Source organism: Saccharopolyspora kobensis, from assembly GCF_900108315.1.
GTDB lineage: Bacteria > Actinomycetota > Actinomycetes > Mycobacteriales > Pseudonocardiaceae > Saccharopolyspora > Saccharopolyspora kobensis.
On the sequence record NZ_FNVB01000008.1, the window covers coordinates 127,495 to 140,676 of the forward strand.

At 71.3% G+C, this 13,182-nt stretch carries 16 protein-coding genes; 6 read left to right on the plus strand and 10 right to left on the minus strand.

Annotation, left to right across the window (positions count from 1 at the left end; translation table 11 throughout):
• Positions 1-122: 122 nt before the first annotated feature.
• Entirely contained in the window at positions 123-1,229 is a 1,107-nt protein-coding gene (locus tag C4T78_RS25675; protein ID WP_093354109.1) for a UDP-N-acetylmuramate dehydrogenase, read from the minus strand.
• A 37-nt stretch (positions 1,230-1,266) separates the two neighbouring features.
• Here C4T78_RS25675 and C4T78_RS25680 point away from each other — a divergent pair, with 37 nt between their 5' ends.
• The 3 genes from C4T78_RS25680 to C4T78_RS25690 all read left to right on the plus strand — a co-directional run bounded on the left by C4T78_RS25680 (position 1,267) and on the right by C4T78_RS25690 (position 3,570).
• Positions 1,267-1,776 (plus strand): DUF2505 domain-containing protein, encoded by a 510-nt coding sequence (locus C4T78_RS25680; protein WP_093354112.1) that lies wholly within the window; start codon positions 1,267-1,269, stop codon positions 1,774-1,776.
• Positions 1,755-2,630, plus strand: a complete 876-nt coding sequence (locus C4T78_RS25685; RefSeq protein WP_093354114.1) for a class I SAM-dependent methyltransferase — start codon at positions 1,755-1,757, stop codon at positions 2,628-2,630. The genes C4T78_RS25680 and C4T78_RS25685 overlap by 22 nt, the downstream gene beginning before the upstream one ends.
• Before the next feature lie 199 nt (positions 2,631-2,829).
• A complete protein-coding gene (locus tag C4T78_RS25690) occupies positions 2,830-3,570 on the plus strand; it encodes a maleylpyruvate isomerase N-terminal domain-containing protein (RefSeq protein WP_093354117.1) in 741 nt (246 codons plus the stop codon).
• Between the two features lies 1 nt (position 3,571).
• Here C4T78_RS25690 and C4T78_RS25695 read toward each other — a convergent pair whose 3' ends face one another.
• A complete protein-coding gene (locus tag C4T78_RS25695) occupies positions 3,572-5,086 on the minus strand; it encodes an MFS transporter (RefSeq protein WP_258958365.1) in 1,515 nt (504 codons plus the stop codon).
• A 164-nt stretch (positions 5,087-5,250) separates the two neighbouring features.
• Here C4T78_RS25695 and C4T78_RS25700 point away from each other — a divergent pair, with 164 nt between their 5' ends.
• Entirely contained in the window at positions 5,251-6,144 is an 894-nt protein-coding gene (locus C4T78_RS25700; RefSeq protein ID WP_093354122.1) for an AraC family transcriptional regulator, read from the plus strand.
• A 235-nt stretch (positions 6,145-6,379) separates the two neighbouring features.
• The gene (gene purU, locus C4T78_RS25705) at positions 6,380-7,252 is read left to right on the plus strand and encodes a formyltetrahydrofolate deformylase (RefSeq protein WP_093354124.1); all 873 of its coding nucleotides are present in this window, start codon (positions 6,380-6,382) and stop codon (positions 7,250-7,252) included.
• On the opposite strand, the gene C4T78_RS25710 is transcribed toward purU, so the two are convergent.
• The gene (locus tag C4T78_RS25710; protein ID WP_093354126.1) at positions 7,253-8,308 is read right to left on the minus strand and encodes an alkene reductase; all 1,056 of its coding nucleotides are present in this window, start codon (positions 8,306-8,308) and stop codon (positions 7,253-7,255) included.
• Between the two features lie 60 nt (positions 8,309-8,368).
• Here C4T78_RS25710 and C4T78_RS25715 point away from each other — a divergent pair, with 60 nt between their 5' ends.
• On the plus strand, positions 8,369-8,725 hold the full coding sequence (locus C4T78_RS25715) for a MerR family transcriptional regulator (RefSeq protein WP_093354556.1): 357 nt from the start codon (positions 8,369-8,371) through the stop codon (positions 8,723-8,725).
• A 225-nt stretch (positions 8,726-8,950) separates the two neighbouring features.
• Here C4T78_RS25715 and C4T78_RS25720 read toward each other — a convergent pair whose 3' ends face one another.
• From C4T78_RS25720 to C4T78_RS25750, 7 genes are all read right to left on the minus strand, one after another.
• On the minus strand, positions 8,951-9,499 hold the full coding sequence (locus C4T78_RS25720) for a YbaK/EbsC family protein (RefSeq protein WP_093354128.1): 549 nt from the start codon (positions 9,497-9,499) through the stop codon (positions 8,951-8,953).
• Positions 9,500-9,541: 42 nt separating this feature from the next.
• On the minus strand, positions 9,542-10,234 hold the full coding sequence (locus tag C4T78_RS25725) for an alpha/beta fold hydrolase (protein WP_235863614.1): 693 nt from the start codon (positions 10,232-10,234) through the stop codon (positions 9,542-9,544).
• A 38-nt stretch (positions 10,235-10,272) separates the two neighbouring features.
• Positions 10,273-10,572, minus strand: coding sequence for a DUF2516 family protein (locus tag C4T78_RS25730; RefSeq protein ID WP_374703901.1), 300 nt, complete (start codon positions 10,570-10,572; stop codon positions 10,273-10,275).
• 385 nt (positions 10,573-10,957) lie between these two features.
• The gene (locus tag C4T78_RS25735) at positions 10,958-11,599 is read right to left on the minus strand and encodes a hypothetical protein (RefSeq protein WP_093354131.1); all 642 of its coding nucleotides are present in this window, start codon (positions 11,597-11,599) and stop codon (positions 10,958-10,960) included.
• A 6-nt stretch (positions 11,600-11,605) separates the two neighbouring features.
• Entirely contained in the window at positions 11,606-12,010 is a 405-nt protein-coding gene (locus tag C4T78_RS25740) for a helix-turn-helix domain-containing protein (RefSeq protein ID WP_093145663.1), read from the minus strand.
• Positions 12,011-12,537: 527 nt separating this feature from the next.
• Positions 12,538-12,921 (minus strand): VOC family protein, encoded by a 384-nt coding sequence (locus tag C4T78_RS25745; protein WP_093354133.1) that lies wholly within the window; start codon positions 12,919-12,921, stop codon positions 12,538-12,540.
• Between the two features lie 16 nt (positions 12,922-12,937).
• On the minus strand, positions 12,938-13,147 hold the full coding sequence (locus C4T78_RS25750) for a hypothetical protein (RefSeq protein WP_235863615.1): 210 nt from the start codon (positions 13,145-13,147) through the stop codon (positions 12,938-12,940).
• Positions 13,148-13,182 lie beyond the last annotated feature (35 nt).

A 13,182-nucleotide genomic window follows, 5' to 3' on the forward strand; every position in this document is an offset into this window, starting at 1 on the left:
GGCCCGATCCCTAAGCTCCCTGATGCTCAGCATGGTGGCCCCCTCCACCTACACCATTTAACACTCAGGGTTACGCATCAGTCACGAAGAGTCACTCTTACGGCCGTTCGGCTCTTCGGCTGCTACAGCGAACAGTCCACCAAGACGGGCTCGGGTGCCAGCGAAACGCCGAAGGCCAGGCGTACTCCGTCCCGAACTTCACGCGCAAGAATGAGCAGGTCCGAGGTGGTGGCGCCGCCGCGGTTGGTCAGCGCGAGGGTGTGCTTGGTGGACAGCCCCGCCCGGCCGCCCGGTCCCCGGTGGCCCTTGGCGAACCCGGCGCGCTCGATGAGCCACGCCGCGGACAGCTTGACCCCGCCGTCGGCCGGGTACTGCGGGATCCGCTGGTCGGCGCCGACGCGCGCGGTGATGCGCGCCAGCACCTCGGGCAGCTCGGCCTCGCCGACGATCGGGTTGGTGAAGAACGAGCCGGCGCTCCAGGTGTCGTGGTCGGCCGGGTCGAGCACCATGCCCTTGCCGCGCCGCAGCGCCAGCACGGCCTCGCGCGCGCTCGCCACGTCCACCTGCGTGCCCGGCTCGACGTCGAGCGCGCGGGCCAGCTCGCCGTACCGGATCGGCGCCGAGCGGTCGTCGTCGCGCAGCATGAACCGGACGCGCAGCACCACGGCGGCGTCGCTGTGCTTGAGGACGCTGTTGCGGTAGGTCAGGCCCAGCTCACCGGCCGGGACGGTGCGGACCTGGCCGGTGCGCCGGTCGAGCAGGTCGACCGAGACCAGCAGCTCCGAGACCTCCACGCCGTACGCGCCGACGTTCTGCACCGGCGTCGCGCCGGTCAGGCCGGGGATGCCGGACAGGCACTCCAGCCCGCCCAGGCCCTGGCGCGCGGTGTCGGCGACGACCTCGTCCCAGTCCTCGCCCGCCTCCGCGGTCAGCTGCACCAGCCCGTCGCCGACGCTGTCGTACTGGCGGCCCTTGGTGGCGATGCGCACCACGTGGCCGTCGAACCCCTCGTCGGCCACCACGACGTTCGACCCGCCGCCCAGCACCAGCAGGCGGTGCCCGCCCGCGTCGGCCGCGCGCACCGCGTCGGTGATCTCGTCGGGCCTGGTCGCGACCACCAGACCGGCAGCCGGTCCGCCCAGCCGCAGGGTGGTGTGGTCGGCCAGCGGGACACCGGTGCGCTCGCCGGGCAGCGCTGTGTCGCCGCGCACTTCTTCGGCACCGGACATGGAGGGGTTCACGGTTGCCAAAGGTAACCTCCGCTGCATGGCACGCCGCATCGAGCACCGAAGCACCTCAGAGTGGCCCGCGGTCCGGTTGTACGAGGCGCTGATCGACATCGACTACCTCAACGACCGGCTGGCGGAGCTCGGCGGCACCAACGCCGAGCTGGTGCAGCACGTGGCGACCGACGACGGCGCGCGGTTCCAGATCCGCCACTCGGTGCCCGCCGACTCGCTGCCCTCGGTGGCGCGCACCATGGTCGGCAGCGATCTGACGATCGACCGCAGCGAGTCGTGGCGGCGCGAGGAGGACGGGCACTACACCGGTGAGATCGCCGCCGAGATCGCCGGGGCGCCGTGCACCATCACCGGCTCGATGTGGCTGCGCGACATGACCGAATCGGCCGACAGCGAGTTCGTGGTGGCGGGCAACGTGCGGGTCAACGTGCCGTTCGTGGGCGGCAAGATGGAGGACCTCGTCGCCGACCAGGTGCAGAAGCTGCTCAGCGCCGAGGAGCGCTTCACCGCCGAATGGCTGGCCCGCCGGGCATGACTTCGGTCCCGAAGAAGCGGGCACCGCGGCTGGCCGCCGGCCGGGCCCGCGCTCTCGGCATGCCCACCAGGGGCACGACGAACCCGAATCGGCTGCGCCGCGTCGACCGCTGGATCCTCGGCACGCCGTGGGTCGCGGCCGCGGTGCGGGACGCGGCGGAACCGGTGGTGATCGACCTCGGCTACGGCGCGACGCCGGTGACCACCGTGGAACTGGCCGATCGGCTGCGCCCGCTGCACCCGGCGCTGCGGGTGGTCGGCCTGGAGATCGACCCGGACCGGGTCGCGGCGGGCAAGGCGGTGGCCGATCCGCCCGCGCTGGATTTCCGCCGCGGCGGCTTCGAGCTGGCCGGGCTGGCCGCCGGGATCCGCGACTTCCCCGGCCCGGCGCTGGTGCGCGCGTTCAACGTGCTCCGGCAGTACTCCGAGGCGGAGGCGTGGAAGTACTGGGACGAGCTGTGCGCCCGGCTGGGCCCGGACGGGCTGCTGGTTGAGGGCACCTGCGATGAGATCGGGCGCCGCTGCTGCTGGGTGGTGCTGGACCGCGGCGGGCCGCTGACCTTCACCATGGCCTGCCTGCCCTCGGACCTGGAGAAGCCCTCCGACCTGGCCGAACGACTGCCCAAGACGCTGATCCACCGCAACGTGCCCGGCGAGAAGGTGCACGCGATGCTCGCGGAGCTCGACGCCTGCTGGGCGACGGCGGCGCCGATGGCCCCGTTCGGGCCCAGGGCCCGCTGGGCGCACGCGGTGCGGTTGTTCGCCGACCGCGGCTGGCCGGTCCTGGACCGGCACCGCCGCTGGCGCCTCGGCGAGCTGACCGTCCCCTGGTCCACCGTCGCGCCAGACCCATGACTCCGCGCTCCCCCGCAATTTCAATGGAAATCAGACGTCCGATTTCAATGGAAGTTGCGCGCCGTCGGTGTGTCGGCCCCCGACACACCGGCACCTGGGGATGACTCGCGCGATTTCAATGGAAATCAGGCCTCCGATTTCCATTGAAATCGCGTCTTCGGGAGGGCCGGCGGAGGGCTTGCGGGCCTAGGGTGGGGGCATGGCGAGCGAGTTCCTGCAGCACGCTTTTCACGACCAGGCCGTGGCCTTCCGCAGCGCCGCGCTCCAGGCCGGGCCGAACACCGAGGTCTCGACCTGCCCGGGTTGGGACGTCCGCCAGCTGGTGCAGCACCTGGCGCAGGCGTACGCCAGGATCGAGCGCTCGCTGCACCTGGAACCGGGCAGCCCCCGACCCGAGGTTCCGCGCCCACCGGCCGATTTCGACGACGTGCTGACCTGGTGGGACGAACGGCTGGCCGAACTGCGGCACTCCTTGTCCACAGTGGATCCGGATCGGCCGGTGCGGTGGTTCCACCCCGGCGGCACACCGCGCACCTGGCTCCGCCGGGCAGCGCACGAGACGGCGATCCACCGCCTGGACGCCGAACACGCCCTCGCCGGACTGGGCCCGGACCACGTGCACGAGCTGATCTTCGACCCGGAGCTGGCCGCCGACGGCATCGACGAGTTCCTCGTCTCGCTCCTCCCGCTCGGCGACTGGTCCGAATCCGAGATCGAGGGCGAAGTGCTCGTGCACGCACCGGACGCGGGCAGGGCGTGGCTGGTGGAGTTCCGGCCCGGCGAACCGCCGCAGGCCGGACCGGCGAGCGGCACCGCGCTGGAGGCCGACGCGACGATCGCCGGCACGGCCGACGCGGTGTACCGGCGGGTCTGGGGCCGCCCGAGCACGGCCGTGGTCACCGGCGACACCGCGCTGGCCGACCTGATCGCCGGCCGCTGAGTCAGCCGACCGGCTCGGCCTCCCGCTGCTCGGTCCGCGACCGCTCGAGCAGCACCAGCGCGAACACGGCCAGCAGCACGGCGAGACAACCGCTGACGATCGCCGCCGCCTGCAAGCCGGAGGTGAATCCCGCGCGCGCCACGTCCGCCAGCGCCGGAACCGCCGCGCCGCCGCCCAGGTTTCCCGCGACCTCGGCGACCACGTCCGACGGAACTCCCTCCGGCGCGTAGGTCCGCACGTGGTCCCGGTACACGGCCGAGACCAGGCTGCCGGTGGCGGCGATGCCGAAGGCCAGGCCGAGCTCGTAGCTGGTCTGCCCGATCGCGGAGGCCTGCCCGGCCTTCTCCGGAGCGGCGGCGCTCACCGCGATGTTCGTCCCCAGCACGGTGATCGGCGCGAGCCCCAGCATCATCACGGTCGTGCCCGCGGTGACCGTCGCGACTCCCGGCGCGGTGGCGATCAGCGCGAACCCGGCGATCGCGACCGCCGCGCCCGCGGCGATCACGCGAGCCGGTCCCGCGCGCCGGGCCAGCAGCGGCGTCAGCTGCGATCCGAGCGCCAGCCCGACGGCGGGCAGCACCATCAGCAATCCCGCCTCCAGCGACGCCACACCGCCGACGAGCTGGAGGTACTGGGGCATCAGGTACTCCACGCCGTTCATCGCGGCCAACCCGGTGAACAGCAGCAGCGGCGCGGCGACGAAGGCGCGGTCGCGGAACAGGTCGAGGTCCAGCAGCGGGTTGTCGATGCTCCGCTGGCGCCGCACGAACAGCGCGCCGAAGACCACCGCCGCGGCCACCGCGACCAGCAGCGGGGCGTCGAGACCGTGCTCGCCGAAGTGCTTGATGGCGTAGACGAGCGGCAGCAGGGTCATCAGCAGCAGCGGCACGCTGAGCCGGTCCAGCGGCGTCACGTCGGGATCGGCGAGCTCGGGGACCGTGGCCGGCACGCCGATCAGCGCGACCACCAGGACCGGCACTCCGACCAGGAACACCGAGCCCCACCAGAAGTGCGCCAGCAGCACACCGCTGAGCACCGGCCCCAGCGCGATCCCGGTGGACAGCGTGGTCACCCACAGCGCGATGGCCCTGGCCCGGCGCCGGGTGTCGCGGAACATCCCGGAGATCAGGGCCGGCGTGGACGGGATGATGGCCGCGCTGGAGGTCCCCAGCAGCACCCGGGCCGCGATCAGCACCGCCGGGCTCCACGCGCAGGCGGCGAGCACCGAAGCGGCGGTGAACACGGCCAGGCCGATCATCAGCAGGCGGCGACGGCCGAACCGGTCGCCGATGTTGCCGCCGAGGACCAGCAGGCAGGCCATCGCGAAGCCGTAGCTGTCGTTGATCCACAGCAGTTCGGTGCTGGTCGGGCCCAGGTCCGCGGACAGCTGCGGAACCGCCATCCACAGCACGCCGAGGTCGACGGCCAGCAGCAGCGTGGGCAGCAGCAGGAAGGCGAGGCCGGCACGCCGCCCCGCCTCTCCGCGATCCCCAGTGGTGGTCGCGTCCGACTGAATCTCACGTTTCGCGGTTTCTCGTGGTCGGGTTGCGTCACGGTCCCCTGAGACGCGGTTGAGCGGGTCTCGGTTTGGGCTGCCCATGCCTTCACCCAACAGCGGTGGCGCCGGACTGTGGATGGCTGGAAAGCCGGGAAGGATGTTCGCGCGTCTAGGCTCGTGCCGTGGATGACGCGCTGTCCGGCCTGCTGCTCGACGTCCGCTCCAGCGGGGCGCTGTTCGACCGGTCGGTGCTCTGCCCGCCGTGGTCGATCCGGTTCGGGGAAGAAGCGCTGACCCTGCTGACCATGGTCAGCGGCGAGGCCTGGGTGCTGCCCGACGACGGCGAACCCGTGCGGCTCGGGCTGCACGACGAGGCCATCGTGCGGGGGCCGTTCTCGGTCTCCGACGGCCCGACCACCGCGGGCCGCGACAGGTGCGCGCACCAGGGCATGCGCGGCGAGTTCAGCGGGCCGACGGTGCTGCTCACCGGCACGTACCAGGTGCAGGGCAGCGTTTCGCAGCGAGTGCTGGCCGCGCTGCCGCCGATCGCCGTGCTGCCGGCCGCCGCGGCCGACTGCCCGACCCTGGACCTGATCGTCGACGAGATCCAGCAGGACAAACCGGGCCGCCAGGCGATGCTGGACCGGCTGCTCGACCTGCACCTGGTCGCCACCCTGCGGGAGTGGTTCGACCGCGCGGACTCCGGAGCCCCGGCCTGGTACCGGGCGCACCAGGACCCGCACATCGGCCGGGCCCTGCGCCTCGTCCACGAGAACCCGGCGCAGCCGTGGACGGTGGCGAAGCTGGCCGCCGAAGCGGGCCTGTCGCGGGCGACGTTCGCGGAGCGGTTCCGCGAGCTCGTCGGCCAGCCGCCGATGACCTACCTCGCGGAGTGGCGCATCGCCCGAGCCGCCGACCTGCTGGCCCGAACCGACGCGACGGTCGACGCCATCGCCCACCAGGTCGGCTACTCCAACGCCTACGCCCTCAGCGTCGCCTTCAAGCGCACGCTCGGCCTCCGCCCCACCGAGCACCGAGCAGCCACCCGCGACGCACCCGCCGCCCGAACCCGGTGATCACTTTCCGGTGATTCCGCACCGAGCACCCCCACCTGCGCAAACACCAGTCCGACGTTCGGATGCGGGGGCGGCTGGTCGATTTCGCGCGAATCGACCATGGCCCGGGTGAAGCGAGGCGGCCGTTGGGGCGACCGGACGGCGTGGCGGGTTGCTCCCGGGACCTTGTCGCGGACGTCACGACAGGGTCGCCCCTGAGCTGCAGGGCCTCCGCCACCTGGGATAATGACTGATCGTGAGCACTCCCGAGCGGCGTTTCGTGATCAGCTTCGGCTGCCCTGACCGGACCGGCATCGTGGCCCGGATTTCGACCTTCCTCGCCGATTTCGGCGGTTGGATCGTCGAGGCCGGTTACCACACCGATCTCGAGACCGGCTGGTTCTTCACCCGGCAGGAGGTCCGCGCCGACTCGCTGCCGTTCGGCATCGACGAGCTGCGCGAGCGGTTCGCCGCCGTGGCCGAGGAGTTCGGCGGTGAGAGCAGCTGGCGCGTCTCGGACACCGGCGAGCGCCGCCGGGTGGTGGCCCTGGTGTCCAAGGACGGCCACTGCCTGCACGACCTGCTCGGCCGGATCAGCTCCGGCGAGCTGGAGGTGGACCTGCGCGCGGTGATCGGCAACCACCCGGATCTCGGCCCGATCACCGAAGCGCACGGCGTCCCGTTCCACCACGTGCCCTTCGGCAAGGCCCCGGAGGAGAAGGCGGATGCCTTCGGCCAGGTCCAGAAGCTGGTGGACGAGCACGACCCGGACGCGATCGTGCTGGCCCGCTTCATGCAGATCCTGCCGCCCGAGCTGTGCGAGGAGTGGGCGGGCCGCGCGCTGAACATCCACCACAGCTTCCTGCCGTCGTTCGCGGGCGCCCGGCCCTACCACCAGGCCTACGACCGCGGCGTGAAGCTGATCGGCGCCACCTGCCACTACGTGACGGCGGAGCTGGACGCCGGCCCGATCGTCGAGCAGGACGTGATCCGCGTGGACCACACCGACGACGTGGCGGACATGGTCCGCAAGGGCCGCGACATCGAGAAGCTGGTGCTCGCCCGCGGCCTCCGCGCCCACCTCGAGGACCGCGTCCTGGTCCACAACCGCCGCACCGTGGTGTTCTGATCAGGTCGCGGCCGGGTAATCGGAGTAGCCCTGCGGGCCGTGGGTGTAGAGGGTGCTCTCCTCGACCTCGGCCAGCGGAGCTCCGGTGGCGAATCGCTGCGGCAGGTCCGGGTTGGAGATGAACAACCGGCCGAAGGAGACCAGGTCGGCGCCTTGGTCCTCGATCAGCGCCGCACCGGACTCCGCCGTGGTCGGATGCCCGAAACCGGTGTTGCCGATCAGCGTTCCGGTCCAACGTGGACGGAGATCGCGCAGCGCCCGGTAGCGGCTGTTGTCGGTCAGGTGCAGGTACGCGAGGCCCAGCGGTTCCAGGGCGTCGACCAGCGCTCGGTACACCGGCGCGGGATCGGCTTCGACGAGCCCGGTGAGCGGATTCCCCGGCGACAGGCGGATTCCGACCCGGCCCGCGCCGATCGCACCTGCCACGGCCTCGACCACCCCGACGGCGAACCGGATGCGCCCGGCGCCGCCGTACCGGTCGCTGCGGACGTTGGTGTTGTCGGCGAGGAACTGGTGCAGCAGGTAGCCGTTGGCGCCGTGCAGCTCAACCCCGTCGAAGCCCGCGTCGATCGCCCGCCGCGCTGAAGCCACGTGCTCGTCGATCGCCTGCGCGATGTCCGCAGTGGTCATCTCGCGTGGGACCAGCGCGCGCACCTTGCCGCCGGCGGTGTGCAGCTCGATGTCCGCAGGCACCGGCGAAGGCGCGATCGGGTGCAGCCCGCCGAGGTTGTTGTCCGGAACGGTCAGCCGCCCGGCGTGCATGAGCTGCGCGAAGATCCGCCCGCCTGCGGCGTGCACGGCATCGGTGACCGCGCGCCAGCCCACGACCTGTTCCGGCGAGACCAGGCCAGGCCCGCGCAGGGCGCCCTGCCCCTGCACGCTCGGCCAGATCCCCTCGGTCACGATCAGCCCGGCGCCCGCGCGCTGCGCGTAGTACTCCGCCACGAACGGCTGGGGAACGCCCTGTTCGTCGCCCCGGAACCTGGTCATCGGGGCCATCGCGATCCGGTTCGGCAGCGACATCGGTTCGTACGGCTTGAGCAGCGAGTTCGTCATGCCGATGACGGTAGAATCTGACGCGCGTGTCAGGTTCAACCGAAGGTGATGGAGCACACGATGCGGATCGGTGAACTGTCCCGGCGCACCGGGGCCAGCGTGCGGGCGCTCCGCTACTACGAGCAGCAGGGCCTGCTCTCCGCCACCCGCACCCCGGGCGGCCACCGGGAGTACGCCGCGTCCGATGTGGACAAGGTCGCCCTGGTGCAGCGGCTGATCAGCGCCGGCGTGCCGAGCGCGAAGATGGCCGAGATCTTCCCGTGCGTCTTCGGCGGGCACTCCAAGCCGACGACCGAAGTCGTCGCGGATCTCTGCGAGGAGCGGGAGCGGATCAACGGCATGATCGACGACCTGCTGGCCTCCCGAGCGATCCTCGACGACATGATCACCGACGCCCGCGCCGCCGCCAACGCGTAGCCGTCCCGGTGCCGAAACGGTCGCGAAAACGAAGCCGCGCCAAGGGATCTGTGGTGAGCGTGGCGAAATCAACGTTCAGGAACCGACGGGGACGAGACGTCGGCAGCACGTCCACCGAGCACAGTCCACTTCGGACGGATTCTGCTCCGGCTCCGGCGACGGCGGCGAGGAGGACTCGAAGCTGAGTGCGCAGCCGGGTTCCGGCCCGGCTGCGCACTCGCGACTTCAGCGGCCCAGGCCTTCCAGGACTTCTGCGTTGGGGAGGTTGGTCAGGACCTCGCCCGGCGTGATCAGCTTGCTGCGGCGGACGCCGCTGCCGACCACCAGCGCCGGTGCGTTCGCCACCTCCTGATCGATCAGCACCGGCCAGTCCGCCGGGAGGCCGAACGGCGTGATGCCGCCGTACTCCATGCTGGTCAGCTCGACCGCGTCGTCCATCGGCGCGAAGGACGCCTTGCGGACGTCCAGGCGTCGCTTGACCACGCCGTTGACGTCAGCGCGGGTCGTCGCCAGGATCACGCACGCGGCGTAGCGGACCTCGCCCGCACGCTTGCCCGCGACGACCACGCAGTTCGCCGACAGCTCCAGCGGTGAGCCGTACTTCTCGCAGAACGCCGCGGTGTCCGCCAGCTCCGGATCGATCTCGGTCGCCCCGATGCGCGCGTCGTCGAGCTGCCGGACCGATGTCGCCACCGGGTCGGCGAGCAGGTCGAGGCGCTCAAGCGCCGATGTCACGTCCAGCGTTCCTGCGGCCAAAGCCCAATCAGCACCCATGGCACGACAATACGAACCGCCGCCGGCCACCGGTGAAGTGGCTCACCCCAGGAAGTCCACCAGGAGTCCGCGCAGCTCGCGGCGGTGCGTGAGCATGGGCGCGGGCGAGGGGAAGATCTCCAGCCGCGCGCGGGCGAAGGCGGCGGCCACCGCCTTGGCCACCTCCGCCGGGTGCAGCGGGTCGTCGGTGGCGCCTACGACGAGCACGTCCGAGCCCACGGAGCCCAGCGGGGCCGCGTCGGCCAGCGGTGCTTGCTCGGGGAGCTCGCGGAGGGCGTCTTCGAGGCGCATCAACGCGGCCGCGCGCTGCTCGGCGTAGTCCCCGACCTCGGCGCCTGCCGGGAGATCCGCCGCGACGAGTTTCCGCAGCTCCTCCGGGTCACCGACCGCATCGGCGAGACGTTCGAAGGACCAGGTCGCCGCGACGTCGCGGGGCCGGTCCAAGGCGGCCGGGAGCAGCAGCGCCAGCCGCTCGAACCGGTCGGGGTGCTCGGCGGCGATGCGGGTCAGGGCACCCGCACCCAGCGAAACACCGACCGCACGCGTCGCTCCCACCTCGTCGGCGATCGCGAGGACGTCCGCGGCGATCGTCGCGTAGTTCCAGTAACCGGGCGGAGCGTCCGGGGCCTTGCCGTGCCCCGGCAGCGTGACGACGACGCGGGTGCCCGGCAGCCCGGACGACGGGATCCGGGCCTCGCCCTCGGTCGCGCCCAAGCCGTGCACGACCAGCGTCACCGGCCCACCGCGGCCGTGCGTCGTCCAGCGGGACAGCACTACCAGGACCGCCCCTGGATCTCCCGCACCTTCGGGCGCACGTCGACGATGTAGACCAGCGAGGCGATCAGCCCGGCGATCCAGATGATCCCGTAGGGGCCGCGCTGGTCCAGGATCAGCAGCACCGCGGCGGCACCCGTGATGAGCAGCCACTTCGCCTTGCTCAGCTTGTCCACGGCGGTGAACGCGTCAGGACGCTGCAGCGCGGCGTGCACGAACGCGAAGATCCCGACCGGGATGCACACGATCCAGATCGCCAGCAAGATCCACTGGTACAAGGCCAAGCCGGTGAAATCCACGCCTCCACCTTACGTGCCGGGCGTCCACGCGGGCACCCACCGACGCTCACCAACGGAGCGCCCCCACCGACGGCGGACGCGCCCACCGACGACCACAGACGGCGGACACCCACCGACGCTCACCGATGGCGGACGCCCACTGACGCTCACCGATGGCCGTGCGCGCGGTCACCGATGGCCGTGCGCGGCGAGCACGTCCACGTGCCCCCGGCCCCACCCGCACCGATCGGGGCGACCATTCGCCACCAACCTCAACTGGGCGATCTCAGCGAAACCTGCAACCCCCCGGCGTGTCGGACGACGACACACCGGAGGGTGTGCAATTTCAATTGAAATCGAACGTCCAATTTCAATTGAAATTGCGGGACGGGGGGACGGGAGGGGCTCAGCTTTCGCTGGGCTTGGTGGTCTTCTTCGCCGCCGGCTTCGTCGTGCTCTTCGCCGTCGACTTGGCCGCCGGCTTGCGGGTCGCGGCGGGCTTGGGCTCCTCCGCGCTCTCCGCCTTCTCCGCCGAGGCTTCCTCGGCCGGGGTTTCTTCGGCTGGGGTTTCCTCGGTCTTGGTGAACGGGCGGCTGACCTTGCCCAGGACGTCGTCGGCCAGGTCGCGGACCTCATCCACCGTGTCCTCGACCTTGTCCTGCGCGGTGCCGACCTGGCTCCAGACCTTCTTGACCTGCGGCTGGTCCTGCAGCCGGTGCAGGGTCTCCTCGCCGCGCTCGGCCAGGAAGTCGTAGAGCTGCTTGGCCGTCTGGCTGTAGGCGTCGACGCGCTTGCGCAGCTCGGCCGGGTCGAGCTTGCCGCGCAGCTCTTCCAGGTCGCTGGGCAGCTCCTGGCGGGCCGCCTCGGCGCGCTCGTTGAGCTGGGTGCGGACCTTGTTGACCGCCTCCAGCAGGGCCTGCGCGGCGAGGTCACCGGCGCCGAGCGCGGCGAGCAGCGGCGTGCGGGCCTGCTCGACGGCGTCGCCGAACGCCTTCTCGGCCTGCTCGCGGACCTTGTTCACGTCCTCGGTCTTCGGGAAACCCGGCATGGGTGGTCACTCCTCGGATTGCTGGCTGTCCTCGACCGGCCGGTCGTCGTGCTCGCGCCGGAACGAGGCGTAGATGTCCAGAAGCACTTGCTTCTGCCGCTCGTCGAGCTGGGGGTCGGCGAGGATCGCATCGACCACCGGCCCGCTCTCGCGGCGCTCCAGGATCCCGGCCTGCACGTAGAGCGCTTCGGCTGAGATCCGCAGCCCCTTGGCGATCTGCTGCAGGATCTCCGCGCTCGGCTTGCGCAACCCGCGTTCGACCTGGCTCAGGTACGGGTTCGACACGCCGGCGAGCTTCGCCAGCTGCCGCAACGAGATCTGGGCGTTGTTGCGTTGCGTCCGGATGTAGCCGCCGAGGTCGCTGACCGCCTGGTTCACGGCCTTGTTGACTGCTTTGTCCACACGTTCCACGGGCTGGCACCTCTCCGGTCACCGACCACGATACGCACGAGTGCTAACTCTTGCAAGCACTCTGCTTGCACCCGTTAGCGGGACCATGCGGCCGGTGCAGAACCTCCCCGACGGCGAGCTCGCCAGACGCGATGAGTGCCGCTCGATCGGCGTCGCTCCGCTGGCCTGGGCCGCTGATCGCGCTCGGCGTCGGACTGGTCGACGGTGCGGCGCCAGCCGCCGTGGATGCCGAGACGACCGGCACAGCCGTGAGGCTGCTCAATACGGTGAGGTTCGACAGCGAAGCGCTCGTCATCGCGGCGGCGGGCTCGTCAACAGTCACTCGGTCACGACTTGCGGCAGGTGTCCGCCTGTCGCGGAACACCCGAGGAGCTGGCGGGCAGCGACGCTTGGCGTTCGTCGCCGACAGTTCACGGATTCGCGGCAGGCCCTGCTGTGGACCTGCGCGGCGATCATCGTGCCGCCCGAATCCGAAGCCGCGCCGGAAGTGCCCGCCGCCCGATCGCGACGCGCGGGGCAGGGCTGGTTCAGTCGTCGGTGGCGCACATGCAGAACGGGTGGCCGGCCGGGTCGGCGTAGACGCGGAACTTCGCGTCCTGCTTGTCGGGCGGCTGCGGGAGCGGAGTCGCGCCCGCCCCGACCGCCAGCTTGTAGCCCTCGGCGATGGTTCTCACCCGGATGTCCAGGTGCATCATCTGCGGCACGTCGCCGCTGGGCCAAGTCGGCGGGCGGTAGTCCGGATCGCGCTGGAAGGCCAGCACCGCGCTGCCGTTCGGATTCGCCAGCTCGACCCAGTCCGCGCTGGAGGCCTCCTCGTCCACCTGCCAGCCGAGCAGCCGGCCGTAGAAGTCGGCCAGTTCACGCGGATCCGGGCAGTCGATGGCGAACGCCGCGAGGTCGAGCTGGGTCATCGTTCCTCCGATCGGTTCAGGCAGTCGCGCGACGCGTGCCCGGGTCGACCGCTGCGCCGGGGCTCAGCGGGGCCGTGGTCGCCGCCCACCAGTTGGCGAACTGGTCAAGCCAGCGTGGCCGAAGTCGGCCGCCTTCGCTCAGCGCGCGGTCGATCTCCGCTTCGCGGGCCGCCGCGGCGGTCAGCGCGTGCCCGGTGTCCTGCGGCTCGATCTGAATCGGATTCATCACGCACCCCTAACCCTCAAAACTGATTGACAGGT

Bases quoted from the DNA above. Each gene is read 5' to 3' on its own strand.
- C4T78_RS25675 (WP_093354109.1), bottom strand. From the start codon at position 1,229: ATGTCCGGTGCCGAAGAAGTGCGCGGCGACACAGCGCTGCCCGGCGAG.
- C4T78_RS25710 (WP_093354126.1), bottom strand. From the start codon at position 8,308: ATGACGAACTCGCTGCTCAAGCCGTACGAACCGATGTCGCTGCCGAAC.
- C4T78_RS25735 (WP_093354131.1), bottom strand. From the start codon at position 11,599: ATGCCGGGTTTCCCGAAGACCGAGGACGTGAACAAGGTCCGCGAGCAG.
- C4T78_RS25690 (WP_093354117.1), top strand. From the start codon at position 2,830: ATGGCGAGCGAGTTCCTGCAGCACGCTTTTCACGACCAGGCCGTGGCC.
- C4T78_RS25680 (WP_093354112.1), top strand. From the start codon at position 1,267: ATGGCACGCCGCATCGAGCACCGAAGCACCTCAGAGTGGCCCGCGGTC.
- C4T78_RS25745 (WP_093354133.1), bottom strand. From the start codon at position 12,921: ATGACCCAGCTCGACCTCGCGGCGTTCGCCATCGACTGCCCGGATCCG.
- C4T78_RS25685 (WP_093354114.1), top strand. From the start codon at position 1,755: ATGGCTGGCCCGCCGGGCATGACTTCGGTCCCGAAGAAGCGGGCACCG.
- C4T78_RS25715 (WP_093354556.1), top strand. From the start codon at position 8,369: ATGCGGATCGGTGAACTGTCCCGGCGCACCGGGGCCAGCGTGCGGGCG.
- C4T78_RS25750 (WP_235863615.1), bottom strand. From the start codon at position 13,147: ATGAATCCGATTCAGATCGAGCCGCAGGACACCGGGCACGCGCTGACC.
- C4T78_RS25720 (WP_093354128.1), bottom strand. From the start codon at position 9,499: ATGGGTGCTGATTGGGCTTTGGCCGCAGGAACGCTGGACGTGACATCG.